This window comes from Streptomyces sp. NPDC104831, from assembly GCF_055583025.1.
In genome coordinates this window covers 206,344-223,981 of the sequence record NZ_JBVJOT010000002.1, presented here as the reverse complement: position 1 = coordinate 223,981, position 17,638 = coordinate 206,344, and the positions used below count along the sequence as shown (strand labels likewise).

General features: G+C 74.8%; 15 protein-coding genes. 13 read left to right on the top strand and 2 right to left on the bottom strand.

Annotated features, from left to right (window positions below):
• Positions 1 to 86 precede the first annotated feature (86 nt).
• Both ACZ63H_RS02375 and hemW read left to right on the top strand, forming a co-directional pair.
• Positions 87 to 1,907 (top strand): SpoIIE family protein phosphatase, encoded by a 1,821-nt coding sequence (locus ACZ63H_RS02375; protein WP_469861380.1) that lies wholly within the window; start codon positions 87 to 89, stop codon positions 1,905 to 1,907.
• Positions 1,908 to 1,964: 57 nt separating this feature from the next.
• Positions 1,965 to 3,197 (top strand): radical SAM family heme chaperone HemW, encoded by a 1,233-nt coding sequence (gene hemW, locus ACZ63H_RS02370; RefSeq protein WP_469861315.1) that lies wholly within the window; start codon positions 1,965 to 1,967, stop codon positions 3,195 to 3,197.
• Between the two features lie 63 nt (positions 3,198 to 3,260).
• Here hemW and ACZ63H_RS02365 read toward each other — a convergent pair whose 3' ends face one another.
• Positions 3,261 to 4,073 (bottom strand): DUF3097 domain-containing protein, encoded by an 813-nt coding sequence (locus ACZ63H_RS02365; protein WP_469861313.1) that lies wholly within the window; start codon positions 4,071 to 4,073, stop codon positions 3,261 to 3,263.
• A 68-nt stretch (positions 4,074 to 4,141) separates the two neighbouring features.
• Positions 4,142 to 4,864: an MBL fold metallo-hydrolase gene (locus ACZ63H_RS02360; protein WP_469861311.1), complete on the bottom strand. Its 723-nt coding sequence runs from the start codon at positions 4,862 to 4,864 to the stop codon at positions 4,142 to 4,144.
• Between the two features lie 159 nt (positions 4,865 to 5,023).
• Here ACZ63H_RS02360 and hrcA point away from each other — a divergent pair, with 159 nt between their 5' ends.
• The 11 genes from hrcA to ACZ63H_RS02305 all read left to right on the top strand — a co-directional run bounded on the left by hrcA (position 5,024) and on the right by ACZ63H_RS02305 (position 17,576).
• On the top strand, positions 5,024 to 6,040 hold the full coding sequence (gene hrcA, locus ACZ63H_RS02355) for a heat-inducible transcriptional repressor HrcA (protein WP_318203605.1): 1,017 nt from the start codon (positions 5,024 to 5,026) through the stop codon (positions 6,038 to 6,040).
• The gene (gene dnaJ / locus ACZ63H_RS02350; RefSeq protein ID WP_467941213.1) at positions 6,041 to 7,177 is read left to right on the top strand and encodes a molecular chaperone DnaJ; all 1,137 of its coding nucleotides are present in this window, start codon (positions 6,041 to 6,043) and stop codon (positions 7,175 to 7,177) included.
• A 77-nt stretch (positions 7,178 to 7,254) separates the two neighbouring features.
• Positions 7,255 to 8,343, top strand: coding sequence for a nitronate monooxygenase (locus tag ACZ63H_RS02345; RefSeq protein WP_469861309.1), 1,089 nt, complete (start codon positions 7,255 to 7,257; stop codon positions 8,341 to 8,343).
• On the top strand, positions 8,340 to 9,077 hold the full coding sequence (locus ACZ63H_RS02340) for a 16S rRNA (uracil(1498)-N(3))-methyltransferase (protein WP_469861307.1): 738 nt from the start codon (positions 8,340 to 8,342) through the stop codon (positions 9,075 to 9,077). The genes ACZ63H_RS02345 and ACZ63H_RS02340 overlap by 4 nt, the downstream gene beginning before the upstream one ends.
• Positions 9,078 to 9,097: 20 nt before the next feature.
• The gene (locus ACZ63H_RS02335; protein ID WP_469861305.1) at positions 9,098 to 9,490 is read left to right on the top strand and encodes a VOC family protein; all 393 of its coding nucleotides are present in this window, start codon (positions 9,098 to 9,100) and stop codon (positions 9,488 to 9,490) included.
• A 57-nt stretch (positions 9,491 to 9,547) separates the two neighbouring features.
• Positions 9,548 to 12,814, top strand: a complete 3,267-nt coding sequence (locus tag ACZ63H_RS02330) for a S41 family peptidase (protein ID WP_469861303.1) — start codon at positions 9,548 to 9,550, stop codon at positions 12,812 to 12,814.
• Positions 12,815 to 12,903: 89 nt separating this feature from the next.
• On the top strand, positions 12,904 to 13,257 hold the full coding sequence (locus ACZ63H_RS02325; protein ID WP_469861302.1) for a histidine triad nucleotide-binding protein: 354 nt from the start codon (positions 12,904 to 12,906) through the stop codon (positions 13,255 to 13,257).
• A 6-nt stretch (positions 13,258 to 13,263) separates the two neighbouring features.
• On the top strand, positions 13,264 to 14,169 hold the full coding sequence (locus ACZ63H_RS02320; protein WP_469861300.1) for a ribonuclease Z: 906 nt from the start codon (positions 13,264 to 13,266) through the stop codon (positions 14,167 to 14,169).
• A 20-nt stretch (positions 14,170 to 14,189) separates the two neighbouring features.
• Positions 14,190 to 15,197, top strand: a complete 1,008-nt coding sequence (locus ACZ63H_RS02315) for an adenosine deaminase (protein ID WP_469861299.1) — start codon at positions 14,190 to 14,192, stop codon at positions 15,195 to 15,197.
• A 136-nt stretch (positions 15,198 to 15,333) separates the two neighbouring features.
• On the top strand, positions 15,334 to 16,290 hold the full coding sequence (locus ACZ63H_RS02310; RefSeq protein WP_469861297.1) for a 5-dehydro-4-deoxyglucarate dehydratase: 957 nt from the start codon (positions 15,334 to 15,336) through the stop codon (positions 16,288 to 16,290).
• Positions 16,287 to 17,576: a glucarate dehydratase family protein gene (locus tag ACZ63H_RS02305; RefSeq protein WP_469861295.1), complete on the top strand. Its 1,290-nt coding sequence runs from the start codon at positions 16,287 to 16,289 to the stop codon at positions 17,574 to 17,576. The genes ACZ63H_RS02310 and ACZ63H_RS02305 overlap by 4 nt, the downstream gene beginning before the upstream one ends.
• Positions 17,577 to 17,638 lie beyond the last annotated feature (62 nt).

Genomic DNA, 17,638 nt, shown 5'->3' with positions numbered 1-17,638 from the left:
CGGCGCTCGAAAGGTTCCGTCTTCCGGTCAGTTCCGTGACTTAGCGCATCTGGGTGGGGCCGGTCTGTCACCCTGACCGCATGGACATGGCGGCCATACCCACACAGCGGGACAGCGAGTCCCGGCCAGGTGCGGCACGGGGGCGGGCCACACTGGCCGGCAGTCCCCTTGCCCCCGGGTCGGCCCGCGCGCTGGTGCGGGCCGCGCTCGCCGAGGTGCCCGGGGCCCCGGCGCGGCTCGCCGACGACGCCATGGCCGTCGTCAGCGAACTGGTCACCAACGCCGTCGTGCACGCCGGCACCGACGTGCACGTCGAGTGGCGGCTGGAGGAGACCGGCGCGTTCGTGATCGAGGTGCGCGACCAGCACCCCTCCCGCGCCCCCCGGGACGCCCTGAGCGGCGAGGCGCCGTACGACACCCCCGAGTACGGGCGCGGTCTGCGCCTCGTCGCCACGCTCGCGGAGTCCTGGGGCGTCACCTACCGCACCGGCGCCAAGACCGTCTGGGCCCGGCTGCCCCCGGGCGGCAGCGACGCCCTGGACGCTCCCGCCGCCGGCCCAGCCCTGGAGGTCGCCGAGGACCTCGCCCCGCAGCCGCCCCGGGCCGACGGCGACCGGGACTGGCTCGGCCGCGGCGCCCTGTCCTTCCTCGCCGAGGCATCCGACCTGCTCGCCGGACAGCTCGACGAGAACCTGGTCGCCGCGCTCACCGGGCAGCTGATCGTGCCCCGGCTCGCCGACTGGTGCGCCGTCTGGCTGGAGGACGAGGCGACCGTCCGCGGCGGCGCCTGCGACGGCCCCGCCCGGGTCTGGCACGCCAGCGAGGCCCGCATCGAGGAACTGCGCGCCGCCCTGGAGAAGGAACCGCCGCGCCCGCCGGACGCGGCGCGCTGCGGCCCCGAGCCCTACCCCTGGCCCGGCCACGCGCTCGGCCCGCACGGCGGCGACGGCACCGCGCTGGCCTACCGGCTGATCGCGGGCGGCCGGCCGCTCGGCACGCTGGTCCTCGGCCGCTGCGGGCCGGCCGGCTTCCCCGACGAGATCACCGGCCTGGTGGAGGACCTGAGCCGGCGGGTCGCCCTGGCCATCGGCGCGGCCCGCCAGTACGCCCGCCAGGCCACCATCAGCGCCGTCCTCCAGCGTGGTCTGCTGCCCGGCGCGGTCGCCGAGATCCCCGGCGTGCGCAGCGCGCTGGTCTACGAACCCTGCGACCAGGGCGGCCCCAGCGGCGACTTCTACGACCTGTTCCCGGCGGGCGACGGACGCTGGTGCTTCGCCGTCGGCGACGTCCAGGGCAAGGGCCCCGAGGCGGCCGTGGTCATCGGCCTCGCCCGGCCCTGGCTGCGGCTGCTCGCCCGCGAGGGGTACGGCGTCGCCGACGTCCTGGACCGCCTCAACCAGCTCCTGCTGGACGACGCCACGGAGGCCGCCGACGCCGCGGCGCGCGCCCTGGTCGCCGCCGGCGGCCGGCCACCGGGCCTGGGCGACGGCCCGCAGACCCGCTTCCTCTCCCTCCTCTACGGCGAGCTGACCCCGCACGCCGACGGGGTCCGCTGCACCCTCGCCGCCGCCGGCCACCCACTGCCGCTCGTCCTCGCCCCCGACGGGACCGTGCGCACCGCCGCCGGCCCGCAGACGCTGCTCGGCGTGGTCGAGGACGAGACGTACACCAGCGAGACCGTGGAGCTGCGTCCCGGCGACAGCCTGCTGTGCGTCACCGACGGGGTGACCGAGCGGCGCCGTGGCACCCGCCAGTTCGACGACGGGGACGGCCTCGCCCGCGCCCTGTCCGGCTGTGCCGGCCTCGGCGCCGAGCGGATCGCGGAGCGCATCCGCCGCCTGGTCCACGACTTCGGCAGCGACCTGCCCACGGACGACCTGGCCCTGCTGGTGCTCCAGGCCGAGTGACGCCCCCGGTTCCCGGGGGCGGCGGGGCGGTGTCCGCGGTGCTGGACAATGGGAGACATGCCTTCCGCACTCCCCGACGGCGAGCCCGTCCCCGCCGACGGCGCGCTGCCCGCGTCCGCGCTCGCCGGGGCCGCCGCCCGCCCGCTCGGTTTCTACCTGCACGTCCCGTACTGCGCGACCCGCTGCGGCTACTGCGACTTCAACACCTACACCGCGACCGAGCTGCGCGGCACCGGCGGAGTGCTCGCCTCCCGGGACAACTACGCGGACACCCTCGTCGAGGAGGTCCGGCTGGCGCGCAAGGTGCTGGGCGACGATCCCCGCCGGGTCCGTACGGTCTTCGTCGGCGGCGGTACGCCGACGCTGCTGGCCGCCGAGGACCTCGTGCGGATGCTGGAGGCGATCCGCGAGGAGTTCGGTCTCGCGCCGGACGCGGAGATCACCACGGAGGCGAACCCGGAGTCCGTCGACCCCGCCTACCTCGCCACCCTGCGCGAGGGCGGCTTCAACCGGATCTCCTTCGGCATGCAGAGCGCCCGGCGGCACGTGCTGAGGGTCCTGGACCGCACGCACACCCCCGGCCGGCCCGAGGAGTGCGTGGCCGAGGCGCGGGCGGCCGGCTTCGACCACGTGAACCTGGACCTGATCTACGGCACGCCGGGGGAGAGCGACGACGACTGGCGGGCCTCCCTGGAAGCGGCCCTCGGCGCCGGGCCGGACCACGTCAGCGCCTACGCGCTCATCGTGGAGGAGGGCACCCGACTGGCCCACCGGATCCGCCGCGGCGAGGTCCCGATGACCGACGACGACGTGCACGCCGACCGGTACCTGATCGCGGAGGAGACGCTGGGCCGGGCGGGCTTCGAGTGGTACGAGGTCTCCAACTGGGCCACCTCCGAGGCGGGCCGCTGCCTGCACAACGAGCTGTACTGGCGCGGCGCCGACTGGTGGGGCGCCGGACCGGGGGCGCACTCGCACGTGGGCGGCGTGCGCTGGTGGAACGTGAAGCACCCCGGGGCGTACGCGGCGGCGCTCGCCGAGGGGCGCTCTCCGGGCGCCGGCCGCGAGATCCTCTCGGACGAGGACCGCCGGGTGGAACGGATCCTCCTGGAGCTGCGCCTGCGCGAGGGCGTCCCCCTGTCGCTGCTGAGGGCGGAGGGCCTCGCGGCCTCCCGCCGCGCCCTGGCGGACGGACTGCTCCGGCGGGAGCCGTACGAGGAGGGACGCGCCGTGCTCACCCTGCGCGGCCGCCTCCTGGCGGACGCGGTGGTACGGGACCTGGTGGACTGACCACTCGGGCGGGTGGACCGGCCGCCCGCCCGCCCGGGCGGCGGGTTCGCGGCCTTCCCGGCGTCAGGCCCCGCCGCCCGTGACGAAGTCGATCAGTTCCTCCACGCGTCCCAGCAGCTCCGGCTCCAGGTCCTTGTAGGACCCCACCCGCTTCAGGATGGCCTGCCACACCGCGCCCGTGTTCTCCGGCGGCCAGCCGAGGGCGCGGCAGACCCCCGTCTTCCAGTCCTGGCCCCTCGGTACCGCCGGCCATGCCTCGATGCCGAGCGAGGCCGGCTTCACCGCCTGCCAGATGTCGATGTACGGGTGGCCGACGACCAGGGTGTGCTCGCTGGTGACCGACCGCGCGATCCGCCATTCCTTCGTGCCCGGCACCAGGTGGTCCACGAGGACGCCGAGGCGGGCGTCGGGGCCCGGGGCGAAGGAGTCCACGACGGCCGGGAGGTCGTCCACGCCCTCCAGGTACTCCACGACCACGCCCTCGACGCGCAGGTCGTCGCCCCACACCTTCTCGACCAGTTCGGCGTCGTGCCGGCCCTCGACGTAGATCCGGCCCGCGCGGGCGACGCGTGCGCGCGCCTGCGGCACGGCGACCGAGCCGGACGCGGTACGCGCGGGACGTACCGGGGAGGCGGCCGGCCGGACCAGCGTCACGGCCCTGCCCTCCAGCAGGAAGCCGCGCGGTTCGAGGGGGAAGACGCGGTGCTTGCCGAAGCGGTCCTCCAGGGTCACCGTGCCCGCCTCACAGCGGATCACCGCCCCGCAGAAGCCGGTGCCGGCCTCCTCCACCACCAGGCCCGGTTCGGCGGCGACCTCCGGTACCGGCTGCGGCTTCTTCTTCCAGGGAGGGGTCAGGTCGGGCGAGTACTGGCGCATTCGGATGACGATAGGAGAAGCCGCGCGGCGGCAAGCGCGACACGCCGGAATCCGGGCGGGGACGCCGTTCAGATCACGCCGAACCGCGCCGCCAGCCCGTCCCGTTGGCGTCGTACGAACGCCGCGTCCACCACCGCCCCGTGGCCGGGCACGTACACCGCGTCCTCGCCGCCGAGCGCCAGCAGCCGGTCGAGGGCGTCCGGCCAGCGGGCGGGGACCGCGTCCGGGCCGGCCTGGGGCTCGCCGGACTCCTCGACCAGGTCGCCGCAGAAGACGACCTCCGGGGAGCCCGGGACCAGGACCGCGAGGTCGTGGGCGGTGTGGCCCGGACCCACGTTGGCCAGCAGCGCCTGGCGGCCGTCGCCGAGGTCGAGCGTCCACTCGCCGGACACCAGGTGCCGGGGCGCGACCAGCGCGTCCACCGCCTCGTCGGCGTCGGCCACCGGCAGCCCGTTGCGCACCGCGTCCAGCCGCAGTTCCGCCCGCCCGGACGCGAACACGGCGTCCAGCCCGACCGCCCCGTACACCTCCGCGCCGGCGAACACCGCGGCGCCGAACACGTGGTCGAAATGGGGGTGGGTGAGCGCGAGATGGGTCACACGGCCGCCCGCCAGTTCCTCCGCCCCCGCCCGCAGCCGGGCCCCCTCCGCCAGGCTCGAACCGGCGTCCACGAGCAGCGCCGTCCCCTCGCCCACGACCAGCCCCGCCGTGCAGTCCCAGCCCGGCAGCCGGCACCGCCCCACCCCGGCCGCCAGCCGTTGCCACCCCAGCTCTTCCCAAGTCACGGTCATACCGGCGACGCTAGCGGTAGGACCCGGTACGGCGGACCGACCTTGCCCGGTGCGTACCGGACGGCCGTACACTGGGCCGGGGAATGCTGGCACTCGTGTGGGAAGAGTGCCAGGGGGACGACCCGATGGGACGACGGACGACGTGCTGGAGGTGCGCGCATGCTGAGTGAACGCAGGCTTCAGGTACTGCGCGCCATCGTCCAGGACTACGTGGGCACCGAGGAGCCGGTCGGTTCCAAGGCGCTCACCGAGCGGCACAACCTCGGCGTCTCCCCGGCCACCGTCCGCAACGACATGGCGGCCCTGGAGGACGAGGGGTACATCGCGCAGCCGCACACCAGCGCGGGGCGCATCCCCACCGACAAGGGCTACCGCCTGTTCGTCGACAAGCTCGCGGGCGTCAAGCCGATGACCGCGCCCGAGCGACGGGCGATCCAGAACTTCCTGGAGGGCGCCGTCGACCTCGACGACGTCGTGGCCCGCACGGTGCGGCTGCTCGCGCAGCTGACCCGGCAGGTCGCCGTGGTGCAGTACCCGTCGCTGACCCGGTCCACGGTCCGGCACGTCGAGCTGCTCTCGCTCGCCCCGGCGCGCGTGATGCTCGTGCTGATCACCGACACCGGCCGGGTCGAGCAGCGTATGGTCGACTGCCCGGCCCCGTTCGGCGAGGCGTCGCTGGCGGATCTGCGGGCCCGGCTGAACAGCAGGGTCGCGGGCCGCCGGTTCACGGACGTGCCGAGGCTGGTCGAGGACCTGCCGGACGCCTTCGAGCCGGAGGACCGCGGTACGGTCTCCACGGTGCTCTCCACCCTGCTGGAGACACTGGTCGAGGAGAACGAGGAGCGGCTGATGATCGGCGGCACCGCCAATCTCACCCGCTTCGGGCACGATTTCCCCCTCACGATCCGCCCCGTCCTGGAGGCGCTGGAGGAGCAGGTCGTGCTCCTCAAGCTCCTCGGCGAGGCGAAGGAACCGGGCGTGACCGTGCGTATCGGGCACGAGAACGCCCACGAGGGACTCAACTCCACGTCCGTCGTGTCGGTCGGCTACGGTTCGGGCGGCGAGGCGGTTGCCAAGCTCGGCGTGGTCGGACCGACCCGCATGGACTACCCGGGAACGATGGGAGCGGTACGCGCAGTGGCACGGTACGTCGGACAGATCCTGGCGGAGTCGTAAGTGGCCACGGACTACTACGCCGTTCTCGGCGTGCGCCGCGACGCGTCGCAGGATGAGATCAAGAAGGCGTTCCGCCGGCTCGCGCGCGAGCTGCACCCGGACGTCAACCCGGATCCGAAGACCCAGGAGCGGTTCAAGGAGATCAACGCCGCTTACGAGGTGCTGTCGGACCCGCAGAAGAAGCAGGTCTACGACCTCGGCGGCGACCCGCTCTCGCAGTCCGGCGGCGCCGGCGCGGGCGGCTTCGGGGCCGGCGGCTTCGGCAACTTCTCCGACATCATGGACGCGTTCTTCGGCACGGCGTCGCAGCGCGGGCCGCGCTCGCGCACCCGGCGCGGCCAGGACGCGATGATCCGGATCGAGGTGGAGCTGGACGAGGCGGCCTTCGGGACCACCAAGGACATCCAGGTCGACACCGCCGTCGTCTGCACCACCTGCAACGGCGAGGGCGCGGCCCCGGGCACGTCCCCCCAGACGTGTGACATGTGCCGCGGCCGGGGCGAGGTCTCGCAGGTCACCCGGTCCTTCCTGGGCCAGGTCATGACCTCCCGGCCGTGCCCGCAGTGCCAGGGCTTCGGCACGGTCGTGCCGACCCCGTGCCCGGAGTGCGCGGGCGACGGGCGCGTCCGCTCCCGCCGCACGCTCACCGTGAAGATCCCGGCCGGTGTCGACAACGGCACCCGGATCCAGCTCGCGGGCGAGGGCGAGGTCGGCCCCGGCGGCGGCCCGGCCGGCGACCTGTACGTGGAGATCCACGAGCTGCCGCACCCGACCTTCCAGCGGCGCGGCGACGACCTGCACTGCACGGTCACCATCCCGATGACCGCCGCGGCGCTCGGCACCAAGGTGCCGCTGGAGACCCTGGACGGCATGGAGGAGGTCGACATCCGGCCCGGCACCCAGTCCGGCCAGTCGATCCCGCTGCACGACCGCGGTGTCACCCATCTGCGCGGCGGCGGCCGGGGCGACCTGATCGTGCACGTCGAGGTGCAGACCCCGACCAAGCTGGACCCCGAGCAGGAACGCCTGCTCCGCGAGCTGGCCAAGCTCCGCGGCGAGGAACGCCCCCAGGGCCAGTTCCAGCCGGGGCAGCAGGGACTGTTCTCGCGGCTGAAGGACGCCTTCAACGGGCGCTGAACCACGGGGGCGCCCCCGGTGCGTGCCGGGGGGCGCCCGGATGCGGGGCGGGCCGGGGGACGTGACACCATGCCGTCATGTCCTCCGCACTGACCGATCTCTTCCCCCTCCCGATCGTGCAGGCCCCCATGGCGGGCGGAGTCTCCGTCCCGCAGCTCGCCGCCGCCGTCTCCGGGGCCGGCGGCCTCGGGTTCCTCGCCGCCGGTTACAAGACCGCCGACGGGATGTACCAGGAGATCAAGCAGCTGCGCGGGCTCACGAGCCGCCCCTTCGGCGTCAACGTGTTCATGCCGCAGCCCGAGCACGCGGAGTCCGGCGTGGTCGAGGTCTACGCCCACCAGCTGGCCGGCGAGGCCGCCTGGTACGAGACCGAGCTGGGCGACCCGGACAACGGCCGGGACGACGGCTACGACGCCAAGCTCGCCGTCCTCCTCGACGATCCCGTCCCGGTGGTCTCCTTCCACTTCGGCGTGCCGGACCGCGAGGTCGTCGCGCGGCTGCGGCGGGCCGGGACCCTCACCCTGGTCACCGCCACCACCGCGGAGGAGGCCCGCGCCGTCGAGGCGGCCGGGGCGGACGCGGTGATCGCGCAGGGCGTGGAGGCCGGCGGCCACCAGGGCACCCACCGCGACTCGCCCGAGAACGACGGCGCCGGCATCGGGCTGCTGTCGCTCCTCGCGCAGGTCCGCGAGGCCGTGGCCATCCCGGTCGTCGCCGCCGGCGGCCTCATGCGCGGCGGCCAGATCGCCGCCGTCCTCGCGGCCGGCGCCGACGCGGCCCAGCTCGGCACCGCCTTCCTCGCCACCCCCGAGTCCGGCGCGCCCGACCCGCACAAACGGGCGCTGACCGACCCCCTGTTCACGCGCACCGGGTTGACCCGCGCCTTCACCGGCCGCCCGGCCCGCTCCCTGGTCAACCGCTTCCTGCGCGAGCACGGCCCCTACGCGCCCGCCGCCTACCCGGAGGTCCACCACCTCACCTCGCCGCTGCGCAAGGCCGCCGCCAGGGCCGGGGACGCCCAGGGCATGGCGTTGTGGGCGGGCCAGGGCCACCGGATGGCCCGGGAACTGCCGGCCGGACGGCTGGTGGAGGTGCTGGCGGACGAACTCGCCGAGGCCCGCGCCGCGGTGTCGCGGTCCGCGCTTCAGGGGGGTGAGGGCGCGTGACCGCCCCCGTCTTCGTCGTGGAGCGCTTCGGGCCGGACGGCGACCGGTACGTCCTCGAGGGCGCCGAGGGCCGCCACGCGGTCTCCGTGAAGCGGCTGCGCCCCGGCGAGGAGGTCGTCCTCACTGACGGCGCCGGGCGCTACGCGGCGGGCGAGGTGACCGGCACCGAGGGCAAGGACCGGCTGATCGTCCGGCTGGCCCCGGTGACCGAGGAGGCGCCGCCCAGCCCCCGGATCACCGTCGTCCAGGCCCTGCCCAAGGGCGACCGCGGCGAGGTCGCCGTGGAGACCATGACGGAGGTCGGCGTCGACGCGATCGTGCCCTGGCAGGCGTCCCGCTGCATCACCCAGTGGAAGGGCGACCGCGGGCTGAAGGCCCTCGGCAAGTGGCGGGCCACCGCCCGCGAGGCCGGCAAGCAGTCCCGCCGGGTCCGCTTCCCCGAGGTCGCGGACGCGGCGACGACCAGGCAGGTGGCCGCGCTGCTGGCCCGCGCCGACTTCGCCGCCGTGCTCCACGAGAGCGGCACCCGGCGCCTGGCCACCGCCGAACTGCCCGCCGAGGGCGAGATCGTGCTCGTCGTCGGCCCCGAGGGGGGCGTCTCCCCGGAGGAGCTGGCCCTCTTCGCCGAGGCCGGCGCCACGCCGTACGTCCTCGGTCCGACCGTCCTGCGCACCTCCACCGCCGGCACCGCCGCCGCGGCCCTGCTGCTGGGGCGCACCGGCCGCTGGTCCTAGCCCACCCTCCCGGAGGCATCGTGGAACTCGCCCAGGTCCGGCTGCTGGTCGGCGACTTCGCCGCCTGCTACCGCTTCTACGCCGACGTCCTCGGCCTCAAGCCGCAGTCCGGCGCGACCGGGGGGCCGTACGAGAAGTTCAGCCCGCACACCGGCTCCGCCGGGATCGCGCTCCAGGACCGGTCGGTGATGGCCGAGGTCCTGGCCGAGCTGGGCGGCACCGCCACCGGCCACCGGTCCCTGGTCGTGCTGCGCGTCGACGACCTCGACGCCTACTGCGCCGAGATCACCGCCCGGGGCGCGGTCCTGCTGCACGGCCCGGCCCCCCTGACGGACCGCATGCGCGTGGCCCACCTGAAGGACCCGGAGGGCAACCTGGTGGAGCTCCAGGAGTGGCTGCTGCTGCGCGGCTGACCCCGAGTGACCCGAAACCGGGGGCGGGGGACGCCGGTCGCTGCGTACAGTGACGGAGTGACTCAGGGTGCTTCGACGGGAACCACGGGAACCTCCGGCTATCTCCGATTCCCTCATCTGCGCGGCGACTTGGTGACCTTCGTCGCCGAGGACGACGTCTGGCTCGCCCCGCTGGACGGCGGCCGGGCCTGGCGGGTGAGCGCCGACAACAGGCCGGTGACCCAGCCCCGGCTGTCGCCGGACGGCCGGCACCTCGCCTGGACCTCCACCCGGGACGGCGCCCCCGAGGTGCACGTCGCCCCGGTCGACGGCGGCCCCGCGAAGCGGCTGACGTACTGGGGCAACCCCCGTACGGAGGTGCGAGGCTGGACCCCGGACGGGCGGGTGCTCGCGCTCGGCGCGCACGGCCGGCACAGCCTCCGGCACACCTGGGCGCACGCCGTCCCGCTGGACGGCGGACCGGCCGAGACCCTGCCGTACGGCCCGGTCGGCGGCCTCGCCCTCGGCCCGGCCACCGTGCTGCTGTCCGCGCCGATGGGCCGCGAGGCCGCCTACTGGAAGCGTTACCGGGGCGGCACGGCGGGCAAGCTGTGGATCGACCGGTCCGGCCAAGGCGGGGAGGGAGCCGGGGAGTTCGTCCGGCTGCACGAGGACCTCGACGGGAACATCGAGTGCCCGGTGTGGGCGGGGGACCGCATCGCGTTCCTCTCCGACCACGAGGGCACCGGCGCGCTCTACTCCTCCCTCGCCGACGGCTCCGACCTGCGCCGCCACACTCCCCTCGGGGCCGCCTCCGGCGCGGGCGAGGCCGAGCGTGGGGGAGGTTTCTACGCCCGGCACGCGGCCGGCGACGGCACCCGTATCGTCTACAGCTCGGCCGGTGAACTCTGGCTGCTGGACGACCTGGAGGGCGCCGAGCCGCGCCGGCTGGAGGTACGGCTCGGCGGGCCCCGCGTCGACCTGCGGCCGTACCCGGTCAACGCCTCCCGCTGGTTCGGCGAGGCGTCCCCCGGCCACACCGCGCGCGGCAGCGCCGTGTGCGTGCGGGGCGGTGTCCACTGGGTCACCCACCGCTCCGGTCCCGCCCGCGCCCTGGCCGCCACCCCCGGCGTCCGCGCCCGGATGCCGCGCGCCTTCCGCGCCGAGGGCGAGGAGTGGGTGGTGTGGGTGACGGACGCCGAGGGCGAGGACGCCCTGGAGTTCGCCCCCGCGACCGGCACCGTGCCCGGCGCCCCGCCGCGCCGGCTCGCCGCCGGACAGCTCGGCCGGGTCCTCGAACTGGCCGTGGCCCCCGACGGCGGCCGGGCCGCCGTCGCCGCGCACGACGGCAGGCTGCTGCTGGTCGAGCGGGAGAGCGGCGAGGTCCGCGAGGTCGACCGCTGCGACGACGGCGAGGTCTCCGGCCTCGCCTTCTCCCCGGACTCCGCCTGGCTGGCCTGGTCCCACCCCGGGCCGCGCCCGCTGTCCCAGCTGCGCCTCGCCCACACCACCGACCTGTCGGTCACCGAGGCGACCCCCTTGCGCTTCCAGGACTACGCGCCCGCCTTCACCCTCGACGGCAAGCACCTCGCGTTCCTCTCCAACCGCGCCTTCGACCCGGTCTACGACGAGCACGTCTTCGACCTCGCCTTCGTGGTCGGCGCCCGCCCGCACCTGATCACCCTGGCCGCCACCACCCCCTCGCCGTTCGGGCCGCAGCGCCACGGCCGCCCCTTCGAGGCCCCCGACAAGGACGAGACCCCCGACAGCGAGGGCACCCCGGCCACCCGGATCGACCTCGAAGGGCTCGCCGACCGCATAGTGCCCTTCCCGGTGGAGGCCGGCCGCTACTCGACGCTGCGCGCCGCCAAGGACGGCGTCCTGTGGCTGCGCCACCCCGTGCAGGGCGTCCTCGGCGCCTCCCGCGCCCACCCCGAGGACCCCGACCCGCACACCGAGCTGGAGCGCTACGACCTCGTCCAGCGCCGCCTGGAGCACCTCGCCGCCGACGCGGACCACTTCGAGGCCAGCGGCGACGGCAAACGCCTGCTGCTGTGGAGCGACGGCCGGCTGCGGGTCGTGCCCAGCGACCGCCGCACCGGCGGGGACGACGACGGCGACACCAGCGTCACCGTCGACCTCGCCCGGATCCGGGGGACCGTCGACCCGGCCGCCGAGTGGCGGCAGATGTACGACGAGACGGGCCGCCTGATGCGCGACCACTTCTGGCGCCCCGACCTCGGCGGCGTCGACTGGCCCGCGGTCCTCGACCGCTACCGCCCGCTGCTGTCCCGCCTCGCCACCCACAACGACCTGGTCGACCTGTTGTGGGAGGTGCACGGCGAACTCGGCACCTCGCACGCCTACGTCACCCCGCGCGGCGGCTCCGGCCGGGCCCGGCACGGCCTGCTCGGCGCCGACATCTCCCGCCACGAGGACGGCAGCTGGCGCATCGACCGGATCCTGCCGGCCGAGACCTCCGACCCGGACGCCCGCTCCCCGCTCGCCGCGCCCGGCGTCGCCATCCGCCCCGGCGACGCCGTCATCGCGGTGGCCGGCCACCCGGTCGACCCGGTGACGGGCCCGGGCCCGCTGCTGGTCGGCACCGCCGGCCACCCGGTGGAGCTGACGGTCTCCCCGGCCGGCGGCGGCGAACCCCGGCACACCGTCGTCGTCCCCATCGCCGACGAGGAGCCGCTGCGCTACCACGCCTGGGTCGCCGACCGCCGCGCCCACGTCCACGAGGCCTCCGGCGGCCGCCTCGGCTACCTCCACGTCCCCGACATGCAGGCCCCCGGCTGGGCCCAGATCCACCGTGACCTGCGCGTGGAGGTCACCCGCGAAGGACTCGTGGTCGACGTCCGGGAGAACCGCGGCGGCCACACCTCCCAGCTCGTGATCGAGAAGCTGGCCCGCCGGATCATCGGCTGGGACCTGCCGCGCGGCATGCGCCCCACCAGCTACCCGCTGGACGCGCCGCGCGGCCCGGTCGTCGCCGTGGCCAACGAGTTCTCCGGCTCCGACGGCGACATCGTCAACGCCGCGATCAAGGCCCTGGGCATCGGCCCCGTCGTGGGCACCCGCACCTGGGGCGGCGTCATCGGCATCGACAGCCGCTTCCGCCTGGTCGACGGCACCCTGGTCACCCAGCCGAAGTACGCGATGTGGCTGGAGGGCGTCGGCTGGGACGTGGAGAACCACGGCGTGGACCCGGACGTGGAGGTCGTCCAGCGCCCCCAGGACTGGGCCGAGGGCCGCGACGCCCAGCTCGACGCGGCGATCCGGCTCGCGCTGGAGGCACTGGAGGAGCGGCCCGCGAAGACCCCGCCGGGACTGCCCGCCTGAGGGGCGGGCGGGGAACGGCCCGAGGCGGCCCGCCCCCGACCGACTACGATGCGAACGGTATCGATCACCGCCGAAAGCGAGCGCAGCGCATGGCCGGAGAGCCGCAGAACGACTGCCTGTTCTGCAAGATCGTCGCGGGTGAGATCCCGGCGACGATCGTCCGCGAGACAGAGACGACCGTGGCCTTCCGGGACATAAAGCCCCAGGCCCCCACCCACGTCCTGGTCATCCCCAAGGCGCACTACGAGAACGCGGCCGAACTGGCCGCGGGCGCCCCGCGGGTCGCCGCCGACGTGCTCGCCGAGACCAAGGCCGTCGCCGACGAGGAGGGGCTCGACAGCTACCGCCTCGTCTTCAACACCGGCAGCGGCGCCGGCCAGACCGTCTGGCACGCCCACGCCCACGTCCTCGGCGGCCGCGGCCTCCAGTGGCCCCCCGGATAGGCACCCGTGTCCGTACGCGAACTGGTGGTCCTCGGCACCGCGAGCCAGGTCCCGACCCGGCACCGCAACCACAACGGCTATCTGCTGAGGTGGGACGGCGAGGGCCTCCTCTTCGACCCCGGCGAGGGCACACAGCGGCAGATGCTGCGCGCCGGGGTCGCCGCCCACGACCTGAACCGGATCTGCGTCACGCACTTCCACGGCGACCACTGCCTCGGCCTCGCCGGGGTCGTCCAGCGGATCAACCTGGACCAGGTGCCGCACGAGGTCACCGCGCACTACCCGCGCTCCGGGCAGCGCTTCTTCGACCGCCTGCGCTACGCGACCGCCTACCGCGAGACCGTCGGCCTGACCGAGGCACCGGTCGACACCGACGGCGTCCTCGCGGTCACCCGGTCGTACACCCTGGAGGCCCGCCGGCTCTCCCACCCCGTGGAGTCCTACGGCTACCGCCTCACCGAGCCCGACGGCCGCCGCATGCTGCCCGACCGGCTCGCCGCGCACGGCGTCCGGGGCCCGGACGTGGGCCTGCTCCAGCGCGCGGGGCGGCTCGGGGACGTGCGGCTGGAGGACGTCAGCGAGGTCCGGCGCGGGCAGCGGTTCGCGTTCGTCATGGACACCCGGCTCTGCGACGGCGTGCACGCCCTCGCGGAGGGCTGCGACCTGCTCGTCATCGAGTCCACCTTCCTGGACGAGGACGTGGACCTCGCCGTCGAGCACGGGCACCTGACGGCCGGGCAGGCCGCCGCGGTCGCCCGGGACGCCGGCGTCCGGCACCTCGTGCTGACCCACTTCAGCCAGCGCTACACCGACCCCGGGGAGTTCGAGCGGCAGGCACGCGCGGCCGGGTTCACGGGAGAGCTGACCGTGGCCCACGACCTGCTGCGGGTGCCGGTTCCGAAACGCCGGTAAAACACCCGTACGATGCTTTGATGCCTCTCCCGAAAGCAGAACTGCACCTCCATATCGAAGGCACCCTGGAGCCGGAGCTGGCGTTCGAGCTGGCCGCCCGCAACGGCGTGACCCTGCCGTACGCGGACACCGAAGCCCTCCGCGAGGCGTACCGCTTCCAGGACCTCCAGTCCTTCCTCAACCTGTACTACGCACTGATGGCCGTCCTGCGGACCGAGGACGACTTCGCCGATCTGGCGGACGCCTACCTCGTCCGGGCCGCCGCGCAGGGCGTGCGGCACGCGGAGATCTTCTTCGACCCGCAGGCCCATGTGTCCCGGGGGGTCCCGATCGGCACGGTCGTGGAGGGGCTGTGGCGGGCGCTGGGGGAGAGCGAGGCGAACCACGGCGTCTCCACCAGGCTGATCATGTGCTTCCTGCGGGACGAGTCCGCCGAGTCGGCGCTGCTCACGCTGGAGGCCGCGCGGCCGTACCTGGACCGGATCACCGGTGTCGGCCTGGACTCCGCCGAGGTCGGGCATCCCCCGGCGAAGTTCCGGGAGGTGTACGAGGCCGCCGCCGCGCTCGGGCTGCGCCGGGTCGCGCACGCCGGCGAGGAGGGGCCGCCGGAGTACATCAGCGAGGCGCTGGACGTGCTGGGCGTGGAGCGCGTCGACCACGGTCTGCGCTGCGTGGAGGACCCGGCGCTGGTGGAGCGGCTGGTCCGGGAGCGGATCCCGCTCACCCTGTGCCCGCTGTCCAACGTGCGCCTGCGGACCGTCGACACCCTCGCCGACCATCCCCTGCCCGCCCTGCTCGACGCCGGGCTGCTGTGCACGGTCAACTCCGACGACCCGGCGTACTTCGGCGGGTACGCGGGCGACAACTTCGCGGCCGTGCGCGAGAGCCTGGGCCTGTCCCGGGACCGGCTGCGCGAGCTGGCCCGCAACTCCTTCCTCGCCTCCTTCCTGGAGGACGACGAGGAGCGCAGGGCCCGGTACCTCGCCGAGGTCGACGCGTACGAGTTCGGGGACGACGACGTGTCGTAGCCCTGGACGTCGTCGGGTGGGAAGTGTGCCGTGGCCGGGATCTGTGATCCCGGCCACGGTGTCGTCCGGGGGTGGCGCCGAAGGGAAGAACCCTCTAACCTGCGTTCTCATATGTAGACGTGATTCATAAGGGGAGATGGTCAGGGTGGGTGGCGACCCGGCTCCGCAGGACGTGGCGCGACGGCTGCGGGAGGGCATGACGCGGGGCGTGCTCTCCTTCCCGCTCACGGCCTTCCACGACGACGGCACCCTCGACGCCGACGGCTTCCGCACCCATGTCGCCGCCCGGCTCGCCGCCGGCCCCGGCGCCCTCTTCCCGGCCTGCGGCACCGGCGAGTTCTTCTCGCTGGACGAGGACGAGTACCGCACGGTCGTCACCCTCGCCGTCCGGGAGGCGGCCGGCCGGGTACCCGTCGTGGCCGGCACCGGATACGGCTGGGCGCAGGCCGCCCGGTTCGCCCGGATCGCCGAGGAGGCCGGCGCCGACGCCCTGCTCGTGCTGCCGCACTACCTCACCGAGGCGCCGCAGGACGGCCTCGCCGCCCAGCTGGAACACCTCGCCGCCCGCACCCGGCTGCCGCTCGTCGCCTACCAGCGCGGCCGGGTCGCCTACAGCGCCGGCACGCTGCGGCGCCTCGCCCGGAACCCGCGGGTCATCGGCCTCAAGGACGGCCACAGCGACCTGGACCGGCTCCAGCGCCTCACCCTGGCCGCCCCCGACGGCTTCCTCTTCTTCAACGGCGCCGCCACCGCCGAGATCCAGGCCCGGGCCTACGCCGCCGTCGGCGTCCCCGCCTACTCCTCCGCCGTGCACGCCTTCGCCCCCGAGATCGCCGGCGCCTTCTTCGCCGCGCTGCGCGCCGGCGACCACGGCACCGTCGACGCGCTGCTGCGCGGCTTCTACGTCCCGTTCGTCGAACTCCGCGACCGCGCGCCCGGATACGCCGTGTCCCTGGTCAAGGCGGCGGCCCGGCTGCGCGGTCAGCCCGTCGGACCCGTGCGCGCCCCGCTCGCCGACCCGGCGCCCGCCGACCTCGCCGACCTCAAGGCCCTCCTGACCGCAGGACTCGACCTCGTAGGAGCCCGACCGTGACCCGTGACCTGACCATCGCCGAGGTGCGGCTGACACCGATCCTGGTCGCCGACCCGCCGCTGCTCAACACCCAGGGCGTGCACCAGCCGTACACCCCCCGGCTGATCGTGGAGGTCGTCACCGCCGACGGCATCACCGGGCTCGGCGAGACCTACGGCGACACGAAGTACCTGGAGCTGGCCCGGCCGCTCGCCGACCGGATCACCGGACGCCCGGTCACGGACGTGAACGCCCTGTTCGGGATCGACCTCGCCGTGGACGCCTCCCGGGTCGACGGCGGGACGGACGCGGGCGGGCTGCGCGGGGTGCAGACCGCCGGCAAACTGCGGCTGTCGGTGCTGTCCGCCTTCGAGGTCGCCTGCCTCGACACCCAGGGCAAGGCCCTCGGCCTGCCCGTGCACGCGCTGCTCGGCGGCAGGGTCCGCGACGCCGTCGAGTACAGCGCCTACCTCTTCTACAAGTGGGACGGCCACCCGGCGGGCGTCCCCGCCGAGCCCGACGAGTGGGGCGCCGCGCTCGACCCGGCCGGCGTGGTCGAACAGGCCCGCCTGCTGCGCGAGCGGCACGGTTTCGGCTCGTTCAAGCTCAAGGGCGGGGTCTTCCCGCCCGAACGGGAGATCGCCGCCGTCCGCGCCCTCGCCGACGCCTTCCCCGGCCACCCGCTGCGGCTCGATCCCAACGGCGCCTGGTCGGTCGCCACGTCGCTGACGGTCGCGGAGGAACTGGGGGACGTCCTGGAGTACCTGGAGGACCCGACGCTCGGCACGCCCGCCATGGCCGAGGTGGCCGCCGGCACCGACGTGCCGCTGGCCACCAACATGTGCGTGACCACCTTCGGCGAGATCAAGGAGGCGTTCACCAAGGACGCCGTCCAGGTCGTCCTGTCCGACCACCACTACTGGGGCGGGCTGCGCAACACCCAGCGGCTCGCCGCGATCTGCGCCGCCTTCGGCGTCGGGGTGTCCATGCACTCCAACACCCACCTCGGCATCAGCCTCGCCGCGATGACCCAGGTGGCGGCCACGGTCCCGGACCTCCACCACGCCTGCGACTCGCACTACCCCTGGCAGTCCGAGGACGTCCTCACCGAGCGGATCGCCTTCGCGGGCGGCCGGGTCGCGGTGTCCGACGCGCCCGGCCTCGGCGTCGAGCTGGACCGGGACGAACTGGCCCGGCTGCACCGGCGCTGGGCCGAGGACGACGGAGGGCTGCGGGACCGCGACGACGCGGCGGCGATGCGCGTCGCCGACCCCGGCTGGCGCGTCCCGGCGATGCCCCGCTGGTGACCGGCGGGCGCCGGGCGGCGACCGGCCCCCGGCCTCCCGGCGCGTGAGCTGGTGCACACTGG

Bases quoted from the DNA above. Each gene is read 5' to 3' on its own strand.
- ACZ63H_RS02375 (WP_469861380.1), top strand. From the start codon at position 87: ATGGCGGCCATACCCACACAGCGGGACAGCGAGTCCCGGCCAGGTGCG.
- hemW (WP_469861315.1), top strand. From the start codon at position 1,965: ATGCCTTCCGCACTCCCCGACGGCGAGCCCGTCCCCGCCGACGGCGCG.
- ACZ63H_RS02365 (WP_469861313.1), bottom strand. From the start codon at position 4,073: ATGCGCCAGTACTCGCCCGACCTGACCCCTCCCTGGAAGAAGAAGCCG.
- ACZ63H_RS02360 (WP_469861311.1), bottom strand. From the start codon at position 4,864: ATGACCGTGACTTGGGAAGAGCTGGGGTGGCAACGGCTGGCGGCCGGG.
- hrcA (WP_318203605.1), top strand. From the start codon at position 5,024: ATGCTGAGTGAACGCAGGCTTCAGGTACTGCGCGCCATCGTCCAGGAC.
- ACZ63H_RS02345 (WP_469861309.1), top strand. From the start codon at position 7,255: ATGTCCTCCGCACTGACCGATCTCTTCCCCCTCCCGATCGTGCAGGCC.
- ACZ63H_RS02325 (WP_469861302.1), top strand. From the start codon at position 12,904: ATGGCCGGAGAGCCGCAGAACGACTGCCTGTTCTGCAAGATCGTCGCG.
- ACZ63H_RS02315 (WP_469861299.1), top strand. From the start codon at position 14,190: ATGCCTCTCCCGAAAGCAGAACTGCACCTCCATATCGAAGGCACCCTG.
- ACZ63H_RS02310 (WP_469861297.1), top strand. From the start codon at position 15,334: ATGGTCAGGGTGGGTGGCGACCCGGCTCCGCAGGACGTGGCGCGACGG.